Origin of the sequence: Falsochrobactrum tianjinense (genome assembly GCF_019100495.1) — a bacterium.
In the GTDB taxonomy this organism is placed as follows: Bacteria; Pseudomonadota; Alphaproteobacteria; order Rhizobiales; family Rhizobiaceae; genus Brucella; species Brucella tianjinense.
Map to the genome: position 1 here is coordinate 169,848 of NZ_JAHRVA010000004.1, position 18,639 is coordinate 188,486.

The following is an 18,639-nucleotide window of genomic DNA, read 5'->3' on the forward strand; positions in this document are numbered from 1 at the left end:
AAACAGGCTATGAATGATGGAATTGCTTTTACCGGCAAAACGGGTCTCGATCAAAAATCGGACTGCAAGAAGCTTGCTGAATGTAGAAAAATGGTGGGCCCGGAGGGACTCGAACCCCCAACCAAGCGGTTATGAGCCGCCGGCTCTAACCAATTGAGCTACAGGCCCCACGCATCCCTGCCCTACCCTAAAGAAAGACAGGATACAAGCCGTCAATTACACAAGTTGCCCTAATGCGCACATATTCGATTGCCATGCATGCTTGGACAAATACAGACCAAGTCCGATCCTGAAATGCTTGATTGCATATTCGGCCTTCGTCCGGTCAGATAGGCTGTCCATCTGAATCCAAGAGAATATAAGGCATTGATGTCATATAGAAATTGATCTTCAACGGATTTGCTCACACAAGCTTATCAACATTCATAACAGGAGATTTCATGAACAACCGCGCTATAAGGCTTATGGCCCCGTCGCTTTCAGCGCTCATGATCGCAGCCGCGTTCGCCTTGCCTGCTGCGGCACAGGAGAATCAGACGATGAAGCAATCTGCACGTATTGCAGTGACTGGCGAAGGCAAGATGAATGCTTCGCCAGACATGGCCATTCTCAATCTGACCGTACTGCGCGAAGCAAAAACCGCGCGCGAAGCCATGTCAGCCAATAATGAAGCAATGTCCAAGGTTCTCGACGCCATGAAAAGTGGCGGAATAGAAGATCGCGATCTCCAGACCGGCGGCATCAATATTCAACCGCGCTATATCTACCCCGACGACAAGAACGACCTGAAAGAACCCAGAATCACCAGCTATACGGTTTCCAACAGCCTCGTCGTGCGTGTGCGCGATCTTACAAAGCTTGGCACTATTCTGGACGAATCCGTAACGCTTGGCGTCAACCAGGGCGGAGATCTCACCTTCGTCAATGACAATCCGGCAGCGACCATCAACGAAGCCCGCAAACGCGCCGTCGCCGATGCCATCGCCAAGGCGAAAACCCTTGCCGATGCGGCGGGTGTCGGGCTTGGCCGTGTTATCGAAATCAATGAGCAAAGCCGTTCGGCCATGCCTGTGCCCATTGCCCGGCAGTTCAAGACGATGGCCGCAGCAGCGCCCGAGGATTCCGTTCCCCTCGCGGCCGGCGAAAATACTTATAATGTTTCTGTCAATATTACGTTTGAGATCAATCAGTAATAATATGGAACACCAAACAGTGTTCCATTGACCCGGCATAAATTAAAGCCCCGGCCGCATTACGCGGACCGGGGCTTTTCTTTGGCTTATATTGAAATCTAGCGGATGATCGGACAGCCGCGACGATCAGAAAAAGTCACGCTTGTCTGTCGCCCATGACGAAAGCCACGAACCTGAACCGATTTGCTGCGATGGATAACGCGCGCATTACGGATACCCATGCGACTTGCCTTGCTCCTCGCGCTCTGTACCGAACATGCCGAGCGGCGATGCTTTGGACGGGCTTGGTGACGGCGACCGCGATAATCGACATTTGTCGCCAGCGAATGGGACGCGGAGGCAATCGCAGGGACTGCCATCGGCGATGCGGCATTGGCCGGGGCGGCACCAGCGCTAAAAACGGCGGCAAAACCCAGGGCGGCTGTTACGGCAAATGACTTGAACGAAATTACGGACATCTTGGAACCCTTTCGATCTGGGATCAGGCGATTTTCGCCCGAGACATCCAATAGCTAACCCATCACAGATGAACACAGGGCGAAGCTGCCATTCATATGGCGTTCAGTATCGTCTTACCGCTGAAAGACTTCCGAGCCAATCATGTAATCGAGATAATCGCTGTCGTTCTCCAGCTCATGATCAAAGGCCGCCACCTTGCCGCGAACGGACACGCCAGCCTGATGAACGGTATCGGAAGAGCCGGATACAAGCGGATGCCACCAGTAAAGGTCTGAGCCTTCAGCCACGAGACGATAAGCGCAGGTCGCTGGCAGCCAGGGGACCTCATAAACGATCTCCGGGGTTAGGAAAACGCAATCGGGTACTGACTTGCGGCGATTGGGATAGTCGCTGCATTGACAGCTTTGCGGATCAAGCAATGTGCAGGCCACGCTCGTCCAGTAAATCTCATTGGTGTCGTCATCCTGCAATTTATGCAGGCAACATTGGCCGCAGCCGTCGCACAGACTTTCCCATTCGCCACGGGTAAGCTGTTCGAGAGATTTGGTCCGCCAAAAGGGTTCTTTGTTCATAGTGCCTATATAGCGCCGTAACCAGCGCTGCCATGGGTCAAAAAAACGCCGCGCATCCTCATCGAATGCGCGGCCTCTTTCCATGCCGAGACGATCAGCCGAAAATGTGCTCGCCCCGCTCGTCAATAATCTGCCGCCCCTTGTTAAGGGTAATGCTGGCTGCGTCTTCGATACCTGGGCAACGATCTGCCCGCACGAAGCGATGCTCTTTCAGTTCACCATCGACCGTCTTGGAGATCACACCGCAAACCTGATATTGACCGCCTTCGCTATAAGGCGTCGCGATAATCAGGAAATCCTTGTGCTCGAGACGTCCCGCTTCCTTCGGTTCTGCGGTTGTTTCTGTCTCGGTAGCAGACCCGCCACCGAAAAGTCGCTTCAAAAAGGACATGTCGCTCCCTCTCTTCCCTTCATGCATATCGTCCGAAACCGAAAACAGCTTCGAACGAATGCTTTTAACTGTCGAGGAACGAACGCAGCTTGCGCGAACGGCTCGGATGCTTGAGCTTGCGCAGCGCCTTCGCCTCAATCTGACGGATACGTTCGCGCGTCACCGAGAACTGCTGACCGACTTCTTCCAGCGTGTGGTCGGTGTTCATGCCGATACCAAAGCGCATGCGCAGGACACGCTCCTCACGCGGCGTCAGCGATGCCAGAACGCGGGTCGTGGTATCGCGTAGGTTGGCCTGAATGGCCGCATCGATCGGCAGAAGCGCGTTCTTATCTTCGATGAAATCGCCCAGATGTGAATCTTCCTCGTCGCCGACTGGCGTTTCGAGCGAGATCGGCTCCTTGGCGATTTTCAGAACCTTGCGCACTTTTTCGAGCGGCATGGCAAGCTTTTCCGCCAGTTCTTCCGGTGTCGGCTCCCGCCCGATCTCATGCAGCATCTGGCGCGATGTGCGAACGATCTTGTTGATCGTTTCGATCATATGCACCGGAATACGAATGGTGCGCGCCTGATCGGCAATCGAACGGGTGATCGCTTGCCTGATCCACCACGTCGCATAGGTCGAGAACTTGTAACCCCGGCGATACTCAAACTTATCGACCGCTTTCATCAGGCCGATATTGCCTTCCTGAATAAGATCAAGGAACTGAAGTCCGCGGTTGGTGTACTTCTTGGCGATGGAAATGACGAGACGCAGGTTAGCCTCCACCATTTCTTTCTTGGCAATGCTGGCTTCGCGCTCACCTTTTTGCACCTGATTGACGATGCGGCGGAATTCGCCGATCGAAATCGCGGTTTCGGTCGCCAGATTCTGAATCTCGCTGCGCAGACGCGCAATCGCATTTTCTTCTCTGGATGCGAATTCCTTCCAGCCGCGGGTAGTCAAGGTCGCAATACGGTCAACCCAGTTGGGGTCGAGTTCATGGCCCTGATATTCCCTGAGAAACTCCTCGCGGCGAACGCCAAAGGATTCGGCAAGCCGCAACAGCCTGCCTTCGTTCTGCACGAGGCGCTTGTTGATGTCGTAAAGCTGTTCGACCAGTTGCTCGATACGATTCTGGTTCAGCGACAGCGACTTAACAGCCTTGATAAGCTGGTCCTTGAGTTCCTTGTAGCGGCGCTCCTGGCTGGACGAAAGTTCGCCCGTGGCAGCAAGACGGCTTTCCACCTGCTGGTCCTGAAGCTTGCGCAGCTTGCGATAGGTATCGGCAATCAGGTCGAGCGTCTCCATGACCTGCGGACGCAGTTCGGCTTCCATGGCCGCCAGCGACAGGTTGGCTTCGTCCTCGTCGTCGTCCTCTTCTTCCGCAGCTGCGTCGCCGCCGACATTAGTGATGTCGTCATCATCGCGCGAACGGCGCGCAGATTTGTCATCACGCGGCTTTTCTTCTTCCACCCGCTCGATGGCAGGGGCCTGCTTGGCCTCGGGACCGGCATAAGTGGTTTCAAGATCGATGATCTCGCGCAGAAGAATATTGGCTTCGTTCAACTGGTCGCGCCAGATGATGATGGCCTGAAAGGTCAGCGGGCTTTCGCACAACCCGGCAATCATCGTTTCGCGGCCAGCCTCGATGCGCTTGGCAATAGCGATTTCGCCTTCGCGCGACAGGAGCTCAACTGTCCCCATTTCGCGCAGATACATGCGTACCGGATCGTCCGTGCGGTCGGTCGGCTCTTTCTTGGTGGTCGTGGCCGCAACGGCAGTGCCCGTTGCTTCGACCAGTTCACCGCCTTCTTCGCTTTCTTCCTCGTTGTCGTCGCGATCGTTGTCCTGCTCGTCGTCTTCAACGACGTTAATACCCATATCGGATAGCATGGACATCGTGTCTTCGATCTGCTCGGATGTCACTTCCTCGGAAGGCAGCACGGCATTCAGCTCGTCCATGGTGACGTAGCCGCGCTTCTTCGCAAGTTTGATCATCTTCTTGACAGCATCGTCAGAAAGGTCGAGAAGTGGTCCGTCGGTGGCACCTTCGCGCTCGACTTCGACTTCTTCGTTTTCCTTAACCTTCGTTGCCATATTGCTCGTCTCCAGGCGACACCGGTCGCGTCTAAGATATATATAGAGTGGTCACGCGGTTTTGCGAGATTGCAATCCGCCGGTTAATTCTTCCGGAGCGCCATGCGTCTCCCTGGACGCTTCGCACTGCTCCGGTATTTTGAGACTTCCGCGCCGTTCTTTCAGAAAATCGCAAACGATTTCCAGACCTATTACGGTAGTAGCCAGTTCCCGTTAATGCCGAATTAACTCTACCGTCATCAGCGGACTTCATCGTCTCCAGTTTCTGTGGGTAGACCCGGAATTCACACGCGTTGGCCAGAAGAACGGATCAGGAGTCCACTTCGGGAACATCTATCGATATCAGTTCTGTAATCCTTGCTCGAACTGTCGTGATTCCGTCATTTATGCCACACATCAAGAGCGACTCACCTGATTCGGCCTTAAAAAGCGAATCATTTATTGTCGCAAGCCGCTAGAGGGCGGTCTCGCAATCATTAAACGGCCTCAATCCCGCATTTCCGGTCCGCATTTCCGGCGCTCTTCGGTACTTGCACCATTTCAGTGATTCGGTAATTCGAATCAAAAACCACCCGGCGGCCGACCGGATGACAGGCCAAAACCTTCAATAAGCGCCTCGGTTGCTTCGGCCTTCATGAGCTGGTTGCGAATATCTATAAGCCTCCCGAAAAGCTCGCCTGTCTCATCCGTTTCAAATGCCGCTTCTACCGCGCGCAATTCCTTATGTAGTGCGCGCGTACGCTGATGCAAGTGAAGCGCCTGACGCAGTGCCTCACGGGCATCGTCTTCCGCAGCCCGCGAGGTAGCTGGCCATAAGCGCGCCCCCTTGACCGATTGTTCCAGCGCTTCAATCGACTCGCCATGCCCCATATCGGCCAGGGCCCGGCGCATGGCGACCCCATCTTCGACATGATTCGAAGCAAGAATGTCGAGCAGGGAGACATGCAGGGATTTCAACGCATCATGCCCAAGATCGAGGCTTGCCAGCGTTTCGAAATCCTCATCAATCAGCCGTGGGTGATTGATGAGGATGAGAATGATAACTGTCTCACGCAAAGGCGCGTGAGCGCCTGCTCCGGTCTTTCGCCCCTTCACAAGGGTCGAGCGGACGAGGCTATCCGAATATGCAAGCCGCCCGCCTGCGGCAAAGCCTGCGCCTCTGCCGCCCTGCCCGCGCCCTCTGTCTTGGCCGCGCCCCTTGTCCTGACCGCGATTGAATGTGCCGCCATGCTGGGCATTCTGCCTTCTTTGCCCGAAAAATACCTGCGCGCGATCACGCATTTCCTGGCCATAGTGGCGACGAATATCCTCATGCGCAATGCGGCTGGTAATCTCGCGCAGCCGCGCTTCCAATTCCGCACGCCGTTCTGGCGTGTCGAACACACCCGCCGTCGTTTCACGATTCCAGATCATGTCCACCAGCGCTCTGGCGTCCTGTAATACGGAATGAAACGCCGAAGAGCCTTCCGCCCGCACCAGATCGTCAGGATCCTGGCCTTCCGGCAGCAGTGCGAAACGCAAGGATTTCCCCGGCTGCAAGGTAGGCAAAGCCAGATCGGCGGCACGATATGCCGCGCGAAGACCTGCGCCGTCGCCATCGAAGCACAGAATCGGCTCGGGACTGATGCGCCACAAAAGCTCAAGCTGCTCTTCCGTCAAGGCCGTACCGAGCGGGGCAACCGCCTGATTGATACCCGCCTGTGCCAGCGCGATCACATCCATATAGCCTTCGACCGCGACGATGGGCTTTGCCGCCTCGCCGCCCTGCGGCTGGCAGGCTTTGCGCGCGCGCAGGGCATTATAAAGCACCCGCCCCTTGTGAAAGAGTTCGGTTTCGGGAGAATTAAGATATTTTGCCGGTGCGTCGGCAGAAAGCGCGCGCCCGCCAAAGGCGATAATTCGCCCGCGCAAATCCTCGATCGGAAACATGATGCGGTCGCGGAAGCGATCATAGGAAACTGCAATGCCTTCACCGTGAACCACAAGACCACAAGCTTCAATCTGCTCGCGGGAAATACCTTTGCCCGCCAGAAACTCCTTGAGCGCATTGCGTGATTCCGGCGCATAGCCGATGCGGAAACTCTGCTGCGTGGCGCTCGAAAGCCCGCGATCGCGCAAATAGGCGCGCGCCTTTGCGCCCGCCGCACTCTGCAACTGGCTTTCAAAGAACTGCGCGGCCAGCTCCATCGCATCGTAGAGCGTCGCACGCTGCGCCTCTCGCTTTTCCATTTCCGGATCGCGCGCGGGCATCGGTACGCCTGCCATATCGGCAACGCGCTGGACCGCTTCCGGAAAACTCAGCCCTTCCAGATCGGTCAGGAACTTGAAATGGTCGCCGGTCACGCCGCAACCGAAACAATGGTAGCGTCCCTTGCGATCCTCACAGTGAAAGCTCGGCGTTTTCTCGCCATGAAACGGGCAGCAAGCCCAGAAATCACCCTTTTGGGGATTACTCTTTTTGCGATCGAACGTAACGCGCGTCCCGACCAGCGTCGAGATGGGAACGCGGTCTCTGAGCTCATCGAGAAAAGAGGGCGGGAAACGCATTGTGATTGTCACTTTCAGGTCAGGCAGGCATGGTAACTGCTCGGCAGAGGGCCAGCACTTGCCCCGCCGCATCACGGTCGCCAATCCAGATTATATAGCTGCACCAGAATATAGGCATGATGGAGCATACAGTCCATCGCGCATAAGCCGCGTCCCCGCTAATCACATGGTCATGAGCCTCGGCAGGGCTATCATAAAACTGTCATGTAATTGTCACAATGACGCTGCAACGCTTGATCTACAGATACTTCAAGTCCATATTTCTTGCGCGATCTGATCAGACGGAACGTATTTTTCTCTTTTATAGCGTAGACTTACCAGAGCAAGTTCTGCTCCCTCCAGTCAGAAAGGATTTTTCGTGAACGGTTCTCTGGTCCTTCTGCATCTGGCCGGCGCTGTCGCCCTCCTGTTGTGGGCTACCCGTATGGTGCGCACCGGCGTGGAGCGCGCCTATGGCGATCGCTTGCGCAGACGCTTGCGCAACCAGATGCAAAACCCGCTACTGGCAATTGCCTTCGGTCTGTTTCTTGCAATCGCCCTGCAAAGTTCAACCGCGGTCACGCTTCTTGTCGGCTCATTTGTCGGGTCGGGCTTCGTCAGCGGCGTTGTGGGCCTGATGGCCGTTCGCGGCGGCGAACTCGGTTCCGCCCTTGTCGTCAAAATCCTCAGCTACGATCTAACCCTGCTGGTGCCGATCTGCCTTGTCGCGGGAACGACTATTTTCATGACCACCGAACGGCGCGACTGGCGACAGATCGGGCGCGTTCTGATTGGTGTCGGCCTGCTCATCCTCTCGCTGGAAATGACGGGACAAGCGACCGAACCGCTGCGCCAGAGCGCGCTTCTCCCTGTCATCGTGGATTATCTTTCCGGCGATCCAGTCACCGCCTATCTTCTTGCGGCACTGATGACATGGCTGTTTCATTCGAGTATTGCCGCGGTCATTCTGCTCACGACTTTCGCTTCGCGCGGATTGATCCAGCCTGAACTTGCCGTGGTGATGGTGCTGGGCGTCAATCTCGGTTCGTCCATCATCGCCCCCATCCTGACACGCAACGCGCCACCGGAAACCCGTGTGGTTCCGCTTGGCAATCTGCTGATGCGCGGTGTTGGCTCACTCATCATCCTGATTCTACTGGAAACTTTCCATCCGCCAGTTGCTTTCCTGGGCAGCGATCCAGTGACGCAGGTGGTCAATGCCCATATTCTGTTTAATGCCATCGTCATGATTGCGGGCATTCCGCTGTCGCGGCTTGTTTTACGCACGACCGAAGCCCTCGTCCATCTCAATGCAAACAAGAATGCGCCCGCCCAGCCCATTGATCTAGAAGAATACAGTGCGCTCGATACCGGGGTTCTCGACCGGCCCTCACAAGCCCTTGCCAATGCGACGCGCGAAGTAATCGGCGTTTGCGATACCATCGACGTCATGCTGCGGCGCATTATCGAGCTTTACGAAAAGCCCGATCAGCAGCACATCGATGAGCTTGCTGCGCTCGACGACCGGGTAGACAATAAACATGCCGCCATCAAACTCTATCTCTCCAGACTGGCGACCCATGAACTCAATGATTTCGAATCCCTGCGCATGCAGGAGTTGATGGGCGCCTGCATCAAGCTCGAACAGGTCGGCGACATCATCGTGCGCAACATGCTCGTGCATGTGCAAAAGAAGATGGACCATCAGCTTGAATTCACCGACGACGGCTGGGAAGAACTGAGCCATTTTCACGCAATGGTGCTTGCCAATGCGCATATGGCTTTCAATGTCGTGGTCTCGCGCGACGGGCGCACCGCGCGCCAACTGGTGCAAGAAAAAGACCGCCTGCGCGAGCTTGAAAAACAGACCAGCCTGCGCCATTTCTCGCGCCTGCGCGAAGGAACGACACGCAGCATTGAAACAAGCGCCATTCATCTCGATACGATCCGCGATCTCAAGCAGATCAATTCACTACTGGCCTCAATGGCCTATCCGGTTCTCGAAGAACAGGGATTGCTCGGCGAAACCCGCCTCAAGGCCGCAAAGCAGAGCTAAGCGATTCCGGCAAAGCGTCTCACGCTTTTGCCGGAATTACTGGAATATCCTATTGCAGAAGCGTCTTGATCAGCGCACTCGCTTTGCTGAAATCCATCTGGCCCGCATAGCGCTCCTTGAGAGCCGCCATGCATTTTCCCATATCGCGTAGACCCTGCGCGCCGATTTCCGCAATCACCGCTTCGCAAGCCGTCTTGATCTCGCCTTCGCTCATTTGCGCGGGCAGGAAATCATTGATAATCACAATTTCTTCGCGCTCGGCTTCAGCGAGTTCGAGGCGATTGCCTTCCTCGTAAATGCGCGCAGATTCCTCACGCTGCTTGACCATTTTACCTAGGATGCCCAACAGTTCTTCGTCTTCCACCGGGTCCTTACCCGCCGTGCGATTGGCGATATCGCGGTCCTTGACGGCAGCCATAATAAGGCGGAGCGTCGACACGCGGCGCTTCTCCTGCGCCTTCAATGCGATAGTGAGTGCCTGAGAAATCTCCTGGCGAAGCATAGGTCTCTCCTGAGAGTGTTATAGCGTCTTGGTGCATTCGGACGGATACATGACGGTCTCGTTATCGATATCTTCTATGCGCAAGCTGGCCCATAAAGCAATTGTCGACACCATTCGCAAAACAAATGCACAATGTTTAGTGCCATTATTTTCTAAAACCATGCTCTCTGGCGATTGACCTGGCCACCAAGTTTCTCTATTGCTTGAGGCTTAGCAGGACATCGGCACGCGCTCGCGGCGGGAAAGTTTAACCCCGCTGCTTTTTGGCGCGTATATGGCTCTAAAAGCTCCCTCTTTTCAAGGTGCCCTTTACAGGCAATTGAAATCGGATGCGTGCCGCGTGACTGGAACATCTTAGAATGCGCGCCTGAAGGCAAGCGCGAAACCAAGCAGGAGTGCACGCCATGACCGAAGTCCCATCCAAGACCGCACCCTGGACGGTTGCAAAGCGAACTGGCGTTCTTGTCCTCGCTGATGGAACCGTGATCGAAGGCATGGGCCTCGGAGCGGCGGGCGCGATCGAAGCTGAAGTGGTCTTCAATACCGCCCTCACCGGCTATCAGGAAATCCTGACCGATCCGTCTTATGCCAGCCAGATCGTCACCTTCACCTTCCCCCATATCGGCAATGTCGGAACCAATGCCGAGGATATCGAAGACCTGACTCCCGCCAACCGCTACGGCCCGGTGGGCGCGATTTTCAAGGCTGACATTACCTCGCCATCCAATTTTCGTTCCACCCAGAATCTCGATAATTGGCTGAAAAGCCGCGGAGTCGTTGCGCTTGCCGGAATCGACACCCGCGCCCTCACAGCACTTATTCGCGAGCGTGGCGCGCAAAATGCTATTATCGCCCATGACCCGGATGGCAATTTCGACATCAAGGGGCTGAAAGCTCGCGCCGCAAACTGGAGTGGACTTGAAAAGGTCGATCTTGCAAAGGAAGTCACCGTCGGCCAAAGCCTCGTCTGGAAGGAAACCCCTTGGACCATCGATAATGGTCATGGCGAGCAAACCGCACCGGAATATAATATCGTAGCGCTCGATTTCGGCGTAAAGCGTAATATCCTGCGCCTGCTCACAGGTCTGGGCGCGAAAGTCACGGTACTACCCGCAACCGCCACGGCGGAAGACATTCTGGCCTATAATCCCGACGGCGTCTTCCTTTCAAACGGTCCCGGCGATCCGGCGGCGACCGGAGAATATGCAGTTCCTGAAATCCAGAAACTTATTGATACTGGCCTGCCGATTTTTGGCATTTGCCTCGGCCATCAAATATTGGCGCTCGCGCTTGGCGCAAAGACCGAGAAAATGCATCAGGGCCATCATGGTGCAAACCATCCCGTTAAGGACTACACGACCGGCAAGGTCGAAATCGTCTCGATGAATCACGGCTTTGCGGTTGATTCCGACAGCCTGCCCGAACATGTGGAAGAAACCCACGTCTCGCTTTTCGACGGTACCAATTGCGGTCTGAGCGTCGTCGGAAAGCCGATCTTCTCCGTACAGCACCACCCGGAAGCATCGCCCGGACCGCAGGATTCGCATTATCTCTTCCGCCGCTTCATCAACCTGATCCGTGAGAAGAAAGGCAAAGCCCCGCTTCCTGAACGTGAAGAAGCTGCCTGAATCAAATACTGAAAATCTTTCGTTAACCCACTGTTAACAAAAAAAGCCGGAGCATTCGCCCCGGCTTTTTGTTTAAACATCGCCGCTGAACGTATCGCATGCATCCAGTTTGCCGCTCTCGAAACCGCGCTGGAACCACTTGGCACGCTGAGCGGAGGTGCCGTGGTTGAAACTATCCGGCACGACATAACCCTGACTGCGGCGTTGCAGTGTATCATCGCCGATCTGGTGCGCCGCATTCAGCGCTTCCTCTAGGTCACCGCTTTCGAGAATACCCTTCTGCTCGGTGTAGTAACCCCAGACACCTGCAAAGCAGTCGGCCTGAAGCTCGACCCGCACGGACATCTGGTTTGCCTGCGTCTCGCTCATTGACTGACGCATCTCATTGAATTTTGGCAGGATACCAAGAAGGTTCTGGACGTGGTGGCCGACTTCATGCGCCAGCACATAGGCCTGCGCGAAATCACCCGAGGCGTCGAAACGATTGGCAAGCTCGTTGAAGAATGTCAGGTCGATATAGAGCTTGCGGTCGCCGGGGCAGTAGAACGGCCCCGACGCCGCCGAAGCGAGGCCGCAGGCAGAACGCACTGAACCGGAAAAGAGAACCATGGTCGGCACCGTATAGGTCTGCCCGCGCGACTGGAAAATGCCGCTCCACACATCCTCGGTTTCCGCCAGCACGGTCCGGGCGAATTGCGTCGTCTCGTCATTGGAAACCGTGCCGCCTTCGGTCGCCGTACGGCCACCACCCTGCTGCGTCTGGACGCCAGAGCCGACACTGCCGTCACCGAACAGAATCGGCAATGGATCGATGCCTACGGCTCTCAATACAAAGAACATCACTACAAGAATGAGTATGCCGGAAATGCCGCCGCCCCGCACAATCCGGAAGCCCGGCCCTCCCATTCCGCCGCCACGGCCAATACCCCCGCCCTGCTGTCCGCGCAGGTCTTCCACATTGTCGCTTTGTCTACGGCCTTGCCAGCGCATCGCGCCTCTCCCTTCACCATGCCATCCGAAGGAATGGCGCCCAATTCATGCTGCCGATTGTCGCATAAAGAGTTGGCACGGCAACATAAAAAGTAAATGGTACTCTGGATCACAAACGAAAACGAGTGCGCAACATATGTCTGGGAAAATCGCTCAGGGGTGATATTTTCGTGAATGCTCCTAATTTCTTTGAAATAAGGGCATTTGTGGGGTTCCGCTTTGCGTTATCATTGCCTATAAGGCCCGCTTAGCCCACAGAATTCATATACTGCCAACCCGCCGGAAAACCGTGCGGGCTTTTTGGGCAGGCTAAACAGCATATACCCCAGAATCGGAATCCGGTTTTGGGACGAAGCCATGTGAAAATAGAGAGAACAGGACGCGCCCATGCCGAAACGTACAGATATCAAATCGATCCTGATTATCGGCGCGGGGCCTATTATCATCGGCCAGGCTTGCGAATTCGACTATTCAGGCACGCAGGCATGCAAGGCGTTGAAAGAGGAAGGCTACCGCATCATCCTCGTCAACTCCAATCCTGCCACGATCATGACCGATCCCGATTTGGCGGACGCGACCTATATCGAGCCAATCACCCCGGAAGTCGTTGCCAAGATCATCGCCAAGGAACGCCCCGATGCGCTCCTGCCGACCATGGGCGGCCAGACCGCGCTCAATACTGCACTGTCCCTGCGCCGCATGGGGGTGCTTGAGCGCTATAATGTCGAAATGATCGGTGCCAATGCCGAAGCCATCGACAAGGCCGAAGACCGCGCGCTCTTCCGCGAGGCCATGCAGAAGATCGGCCTCGACACCCCGACATCCATGCTCGCCAATGCGACCGAAATCAAGGAAGAAGACCGCAAGCGCCACGAAGCCAGGCGCGCGGAAATCAAGGCGCAATATGCCGGTGACGATCTGGACAAGGCGCTCGACAAGCTCGAAACCGAATGGCAGCTGGGCGAAGTCGAACGCAAGCAGCGCTATATGAGCCATGCGCTCGGCAAGGCCGCGCAGGCGATGGATGTCGTCGGTCTTCCCGCCATCATCCGTCCCTCATTCACGCTGGGCGGCACCGGCGGCGGCATTGCCTATAACCGTCAGGAATTCTTCGAGATCATCGAGCGCGGCCTTGATGCCTCACCGACCACCGAAGTGCTGATCGAAGAATCGGTTCTGGGCTGGAAGGAATATGAAATGGAAGTCGTCCGCGATCACGCGGATAACTGCATTATCATCTGCTCCATCGAGAACCTTGATCCGATGGGCGTTCACACTGGCGATAGCATCACCGTTGCGCCAGCGCTGACGCTGACCGACAAGGAATACCAGATCATGCGTAACGCATCGCTTGCGGTGCTGCGCGAGATCGGTGTCGAGACCGGCGGTTCGAACGTGCAGTTCGCGATCAACCCGGCCAATGGCCGCATGATCGTCATTGAAATGAACCCACGCGTATCGCGCTCCTCCGCGCTTGCATCAAAGGCGACCGGCTTCCCGATCGCCAAGGTCGCAGCCAAGCTGGCTGTCGGTTACACGCTGGATGAGCTCGACAACGACATTACCGGCGGCGCGACGCCTGCCTCGTTCGAACCATCAATCGATTATGTCGTCACCAAGATCCCGCGCTTCGCCTTTGAAAAATTCCCCGGCTCCTCACCAATTCTGACGACCGCCATGAAATCGGTCGGTGAAGTAATGGCCATTGGCCGCACCTTCCAGGAATCGTTGCAGAAAGCTCTGCGCGGCCTTGAAACCGGCCTGACCGGCCTTGATGAAATTATCATTCCCAATATCGAGGAAGGCGACGAAAAGAATGCCATCCGTGCTGCCATCGGAACGCCGACGCCGGATCGCCTGCGCATGGTGGCGCAGGCCATGCGCCTTGGCCTGACCACCGAACAGGTGCATGACGCATCGAAGATAGATCCGTGGTTCCTGGAGCAGATCGAGGATATCGTTCTGACGGAAGCGCGCATTCGCGAGCACGGTCTGCCGCAGGATGCGGAAAATCTGCGCATGCTGAAAGCCATGGGCTTTTCCGATGCCCGCCTTGCAAGCCTCACCGGCAAGGACGCCGAAGACGTTGCCAGACTGCGCGCTGAACTTACCGTACATCCGGTCTATAAGCGCATTGATACCTGCGCCGCCGAGTTCGCCTCGCCGACCGCCTACATGTACTCGACCTATGAAACGCCCTTCGCCGGCCAGCCGCGCTCCGAAGCTCAGGTGTCGGATCGCAAGAAGGTTGTCATCCTTGGCGGCGGTCCGAACCGTATCGGCCAGGGCATCGAGTTCGACTATTGCTGCTGCCACGCGGCCTTTGCGCTTGGCGATGCTGATTATGAAGCCATCATGATCAACTGCAATCCAGAAACAGTTTCGACCGACTACGACACCTCCGACCGCCTCTATTTCGAACCGCTGACGGCGGAAGACGTATTAGAAATTCTGCGTGTCGAGCAGCAGAAAGGCACATTGCACGGCGTCATTGTGCAGTTTGGCGGCCAGACGCCGCTCAAGCTCGCAGACGCGCTGGAAAAGGCTGGTATTTCGATCCTCGGAACCTCGCCTGACGCAATCGATCTCGCCGAAGATCGCGACCGTTTCCAGAAATTGCTCATCAAGCTCGATCTCAACCAGCCGAAAAATGGCATCGCCTATTCGGTCGAACAGGCGCGTCTGGTCGCAGCCGACCTCGGCTTCCCGTTGGTCGTGCGCCCGTCCTATGTGCTGGGCGGCCGCGCCATGCAGATCATTCATGACGAGCGCGGGTTGCAATCCTATCTGCTCGATACCGTGCCGGAGCTGGTGCCGGAAGACATCAAGGCCAAATATCCCAACGACAAGACGGGCCAGATCAATACGCTGCTGGGCAAGAATCCGCTTCTGTTCGACACCTATCTCACCGAAGCCATCGAGGTGGACGTGGATTGCCTTTGTGATGGCAAGGACAGCTTCGTCGCCGGCATCATGGAGCATATCGAGGAAGCTGGCATTCACTCCGGTGATTCGGCCTGTTCCCTGCCGGTTCATACGCTCTCGCCGCAGATCATTACCGAACTGGAACGCCAGTCGGCTGCACTCGCAAAAGCGCTGAATGTCGGCGGATTGATGAATGTGCAGTTTGCAATCAAGGGCGAAGAGATTTTCATCCTTGAGGTCAATCCGCGTGCATCACGTACGGTTCCATTTGTCGCAAAGACCATCGGCACGCCCATCGCAAAGATTGCAGCCCGCGTCATGGCGGGTGAAAGTCTGGATACAGCGCTCAACGCCTATGGCGGCAAGCCGCAGCCGCCCGCACGTCCGCACATCGCCGTCAAGGAAGCGGTCTTCCCATTCGCCCGCTTCCTCGGCGTAGACACGCTGCTCGGCCCGGAAATGCGCTCGACCGGCGAGGTCATGGGACTGGACTACGACTACGCGCTGGCATTCGCCAAGGCGCAGCTTGGCGCCGGCGTCGAACTGCCGCGCGAAGGCACGGTCTTCGTTTCGGTACGCGACGAGGACAAGGAGCGTGTGCTCGGTCCAGTGCGCAAACTGGTGGATATCGGCTTCAAGGTCATGGCGACAGGCGGTACGCAGCAGTTCCTCGCAGCCAATGGCGTCGAAGCCACCAAGGTCAACAAGGTGATCGAAGGTCGCCCCCATGTGGAAGACGCGATCCGCAATCGCCAGATCCATCTGGTCTTCAACACCACGGATAGCGCAAGCGCGGTTTCCGACTCCAAGTCGATCCGCCGCGCAACACTGATGCAGAAGCTGCCTTACTACACGACCATGGCCGGTGCGGACTCCGCCGCCGAAGCTATTGCAGCCCTCAAGGCCGGTTCCCTGGAAGTGCGCCCTTTGCAAGACTATTTCCGGACATAATTTTTTCCGGAACACGCATCATGGCCGGGGGTGAAAACCTCCGGCCATTTCCGTTTGCCTTTTATGATGCGGCACATGAAGCGGATCGGCATCCCGATCCATTTCCAGATGCAATTGCCGTTTCAGTAAACCATCGTGACCAAGGGTCTTGCCGATGTGAATGACGGCCGCATCCTTCAAATGACCCGTCAGAATGGCATAGGCGCGCTGCCTCGCTTCTTCATCCATGCCATCCAGCACTCCATCAATAACGATCCAGCGTGGATTTTGCAGCACAAGCCGGGCAAGAGCGAGACATTGCTGTTCATCCTCGACCAGCGCCCGGTCCCAGCGCAGGATGTCGTCAATTTGCGGTACGAGTCGCTCCAGCCCCGCAAGCTTCAGCACCTCAGCCACCTGATTGTGCGAGAAACCCTTGCGATCGAGCGGGTAGACCACAACCTCATGCAGATCGCCGGGTGGGATATAGGGCGCGCGTGGAATAAAAATCACCTGATCGCCCGCAGGCATGCCGATCCGGCCGCTGCCCCACGGCCACAGGCCGCCGAGCGCTCGAAAAAACAGACTGCGTTCCCCTTCCGTCGCGCCTGTCACCAGCACATATTCGCCGGGTTCAATAGCAGCGGTTTTTTCCACCAGATTGAGACAGCCGTCGGGCGCTGCAATCGACAGGCTATCAATAGTCAGACGTTCGTCACCATTGATATCCATTGCAATCTGGCGATCGAGATGGCCGATTTCGTCCATGCGCAAAATTGCATGCCGAAAGCTTGCCACGCGCAACAAAGTAGCGCGCCAGTCAGCGATCGCGCCAAAATTATTGACGAACCAGCGCAAGGAATTATGGACTTGCGTGAAAGCTCCCACGGCCATCATCAGTCCGCCAAATGTAAGGTTGCCAGCAAAATAGACCGGGGCGGCCACCAGAATCGGCGCAATGATAGTGATCCAGCCATAGCCTGCCGTTACCCATGTCAAGCTGGTCGTTGCCGTGACGATGCGCTTGATTGCGGCCAGTACCGCATCGATATCGCGGTTGATCCGGCGTTGCTCGTCAGCTTCGCCGCGCGCTAGTGTGACCGCATCGATATGTTCGTTCACCCGCATCAGCGAAAAGCGGAAATCCGCTTCGCGCGCGTAGCGATTGGCATTGTAATTGACGAGGCTGCGCCCCACGACCCAGGTGAGCAGCGAAGCCGAACCCGCATAAATAACAGCCGCCCAGACCATATAGCCGGGGATCGAGAAACTGTAACCCTGCATATGAAAGACAAAGCCGCTTGAAAGCGACCACAACACACCCACGAAGCTGACGAGAATAACGGTCGATTGCAGCAGGTTGATGCCAAGATCACAGGTCATTTCGGCAAGATGGCGCGCGTCTTCATGCAAGCGCTGATCGGGGTTGACGCCGATCTCTCCCGCCTTGGCGAGACGGAAAGCCCGTCCCGGTTGCAGCCATTGCCCCACCAGATCCCGTGCAAGCCCCTCTCTCAGCTTGAGCTTGAGCATCAGGTTCAGCCATGTTTGCGAGACATTGAGGATAAGGACCGTGCCCGCTATCGCGAAGAACACCAGAAGCTGGTGAAAAAATTCGTTCAGATCGCGCCGCGATAACGCATCATAAAAAGGCACATTCCAGCGATTGACCGCAATTTGGCCAATTGCAATCAAAACGATCAGCACGAATATACCAGTGCCGATTGCGATAATCGCATTGCGTACAGGCGATGCCCAGAACGCCCCCACCATCATACCGGCTTGCGAGAAAAGATCGCTGCCATCGGCACGCGAATGGTCGGATTGATGCGAGTCGCTTTTCCCTGCTTTGGCGGTCTTTCTTTCATTCATGGTCCGACCTCGCTGTACCGGCATGCGAAAAAGCTCCATGGGGAGCGGTTTCCGTAGTACTGTCTCACGAAAAATGCGGCAACGAAATGAATGAACAATGCAAATCGCGCTGTCTTGTATTGGTCAAATTTGTCACATATAGTGGCGCCATCGATTTTTCGGTCAAGTGACTTTGCGACCCGTACGGCCAGTCCGTGCTTCCTGACGATCTCCTGTCCATAAATTCGATTCACAGGGACGTATGCGAACCATGCGGACTACACGACTACTAACGTTACAAAGGAATTTCCCATGGCTACGGGAACAGTAAAGTGGTTCAACACGACCAAGGGCTTCGGCTTCATTCAGCCGGATCAGGGCGGCGCGGACGTTTTCGTCCACATCTCCGCCGTTCAGCGCGCTGGTCTTGCCACGCTTGATGAAGGCCAGAAGGTTTCGTACGAAATCGTACAGGATCGCCGTTCGGGCCGTTCGTCTGCCGACAACCTCGTTGCAGCCTAATCGGCGCATAACGG

Annotated in this window: 13 protein-coding genes and 1 tRNA gene; 5 read left to right on the top strand and 9 right to left on the bottom strand. The window is 56.2% G+C overall.

The genetic code is table 11. The annotated features are described in order from the left end of the window. Window positions 1-91: 91 nt before the first annotated feature. Window positions 92-168 (bottom strand) — tRNA-Ile (locus KUG47_RS10750). A 272-nt stretch (window positions 169-440) separates the two neighbouring features. On the opposite strand from KUG47_RS10750, the gene KUG47_RS10755 reads away from it, so the two are divergent. Next, window positions 441-1,193, top strand: coding sequence for an SIMPL domain-containing protein (locus KUG47_RS10755; RefSeq protein ID WP_217677964.1), 753 nt, complete (start codon window positions 441-443; stop codon window positions 1,191-1,193). A 98-nt stretch (window positions 1,194-1,291) separates the two neighbouring features. Here KUG47_RS10755 and KUG47_RS10760 read toward each other — a convergent pair whose 3' ends face one another. From KUG47_RS10760 to dnaG, 5 genes are all read right to left on the bottom strand, one after another. Beyond that, window positions 1,292-1,651: an antifreeze protein gene (locus KUG47_RS10760; RefSeq protein ID WP_217677965.1), complete on the bottom strand. Its 360-nt coding sequence runs from the start codon at window positions 1,649-1,651 to the stop codon at window positions 1,292-1,294. A gap of 114 nt (window positions 1,652-1,765) precedes the next feature. After that, complete coding sequence (locus KUG47_RS10765) at window positions 1,766-2,224, bottom strand: YcgN family cysteine cluster protein (protein WP_217677966.1); 459 nt, start codon at window positions 2,222-2,224, stop codon at window positions 1,766-1,768. A 94-nt stretch (window positions 2,225-2,318) separates the two neighbouring features. Continuing rightward, window positions 2,319-2,615, bottom strand: coding sequence for an HlyU family transcriptional regulator (locus KUG47_RS10770; RefSeq protein WP_217677967.1), 297 nt, complete (start codon window positions 2,613-2,615; stop codon window positions 2,319-2,321). 64 nt (window positions 2,616-2,679) lie between these two features. Then, window positions 2,680-4,695, bottom strand: a complete 2,016-nt coding sequence (gene rpoD, locus KUG47_RS10775) for an RNA polymerase sigma factor RpoD (protein WP_217677968.1) — start codon at window positions 4,693-4,695, stop codon at window positions 2,680-2,682. Window positions 4,696-5,256: 561 nt separating this feature from the next. Then, complete coding sequence (gene dnaG / locus KUG47_RS10780) at window positions 5,257-7,242, bottom strand: DNA primase (RefSeq protein WP_217678176.1); 1,986 nt, start codon at window positions 7,240-7,242, stop codon at window positions 5,257-5,259. 358 nt (window positions 7,243-7,600) lie between these two features. On the opposite strand from dnaG, the gene KUG47_RS10785 reads away from it, so the two are divergent. Next, on the top strand, window positions 7,601-9,277 hold the full coding sequence (locus KUG47_RS10785; protein WP_217677969.1) for a Na/Pi cotransporter family protein: 1,677 nt from the start codon (window positions 7,601-7,603) through the stop codon (window positions 9,275-9,277). A gap of 49 nt (window positions 9,278-9,326) precedes the next feature. On the opposite strand, the gene KUG47_RS10790 is transcribed toward KUG47_RS10785, so the two are convergent. Then, window positions 9,327-9,779 (bottom strand): GatB/YqeY domain-containing protein, encoded by a 453-nt coding sequence (locus KUG47_RS10790; protein ID WP_217677970.1) that lies wholly within the window; start codon window positions 9,777-9,779, stop codon window positions 9,327-9,329. A gap of 404 nt (window positions 9,780-10,183) precedes the next feature. On the opposite strand from KUG47_RS10790, the gene carA reads away from it, so the two are divergent. Beyond that, on the top strand, window positions 10,184-11,407 hold the full coding sequence (carA, locus tag KUG47_RS10795; RefSeq protein WP_217677971.1) for a glutamine-hydrolyzing carbamoyl-phosphate synthase small subunit: 1,224 nt from the start codon (window positions 10,184-10,186) through the stop codon (window positions 11,405-11,407). 72 nt (window positions 11,408-11,479) lie between these two features. Here the strand turns inward: carA and ypfJ are convergent, their stop codons facing one another. Continuing rightward, window positions 11,480-12,397 (bottom strand): KPN_02809 family neutral zinc metallopeptidase, encoded by a 918-nt coding sequence (gene ypfJ, locus KUG47_RS10800; protein ID WP_217677972.1) that lies wholly within the window; start codon window positions 12,395-12,397, stop codon window positions 11,480-11,482. 387 nt (window positions 12,398-12,784) lie between these two features. On the opposite strand from ypfJ, the gene carB reads away from it, so the two are divergent. After that, window positions 12,785-16,273 (top strand): carbamoyl-phosphate synthase large subunit, encoded by a 3,489-nt coding sequence (gene carB, locus KUG47_RS10805; protein WP_217677973.1) that lies wholly within the window; start codon window positions 12,785-12,787, stop codon window positions 16,271-16,273. 18 nt (window positions 16,274-16,291) lie between these two features. Here the strand turns inward: carB and KUG47_RS10810 are convergent, their stop codons facing one another. After that, window positions 16,292-18,163, bottom strand: coding sequence for an ABC transporter ATP-binding protein/permease (locus KUG47_RS10810; protein ID WP_217677974.1), 1,872 nt, complete (start codon window positions 18,161-18,163; stop codon window positions 16,292-16,294). 252 nt (window positions 18,164-18,415) lie between these two features. Here KUG47_RS10810 and KUG47_RS10815 point away from each other — a divergent pair, with 252 nt between their 5' ends. Then, window positions 18,416-18,625 (top strand): cold-shock protein, encoded by a 210-nt coding sequence (locus KUG47_RS10815; protein WP_109707345.1) that lies wholly within the window; start codon window positions 18,416-18,418, stop codon window positions 18,623-18,625. Window positions 18,626-18,639 lie beyond the last annotated feature (14 nt).

Excerpts from the sequence above, each read along its gene's own strand:
- KUG47_RS10755 (WP_217677964.1), top strand. The coding sequence starts at position 441 with ATGAACAACCGCGCTATAAGGCTTATGGCCCCGTCGCTTTCAGCGCTC.
- KUG47_RS10760 (WP_217677965.1), bottom strand. The coding sequence starts at position 1,651 with ATGTCCGTAATTTCGTTCAAGTCATTTGCCGTAACAGCCGCCCTGGGT.
- KUG47_RS10765 (WP_217677966.1), bottom strand. The coding sequence starts at position 2,224 with ATGAACAAAGAACCCTTTTGGCGGACCAAATCTCTCGAACAGCTTACC.
- KUG47_RS10770 (WP_217677967.1), bottom strand. The coding sequence starts at position 2,615 with ATGTCCTTTTTGAAGCGACTTTTCGGTGGCGGGTCTGCTACCGAGACA.
- rpoD (WP_217677968.1), bottom strand. The coding sequence starts at position 4,695 with ATGGCAACGAAGGTTAAGGAAAACGAAGAAGTCGAAGTCGAGCGCGAA.
- dnaG (WP_217678176.1), bottom strand. The coding sequence starts at position 7,242 with ATGCGTTTCCCGCCCTCTTTTCTCGATGAGCTCAGAGACCGCGTTCCC.
- KUG47_RS10790 (WP_217677970.1), bottom strand. The coding sequence starts at position 9,779 with ATGCTTCGCCAGGAGATTTCTCAGGCACTCACTATCGCATTGAAGGCG.
- carA (WP_217677971.1), top strand. The coding sequence starts at position 10,184 with ATGACCGAAGTCCCATCCAAGACCGCACCCTGGACGGTTGCAAAGCGA.
- ypfJ (WP_217677972.1), bottom strand. The coding sequence starts at position 12,397 with ATGCGCTGGCAAGGCCGTAGACAAAGCGACAATGTGGAAGACCTGCGC.
- carB (WP_217677973.1), top strand. The coding sequence starts at position 12,785 with ATGCCGAAACGTACAGATATCAAATCGATCCTGATTATCGGCGCGGGG.
- KUG47_RS10810 (WP_217677974.1), bottom strand. The coding sequence starts at position 18,163 with ATGGAGCTTTTTCGCATGCCGGTACAGCGAGGTCGGACCATGAATGAA.
- KUG47_RS10815 (WP_109707345.1), top strand. The coding sequence starts at position 18,416 with ATGGCTACGGGAACAGTAAAGTGGTTCAACACGACCAAGGGCTTCGGC.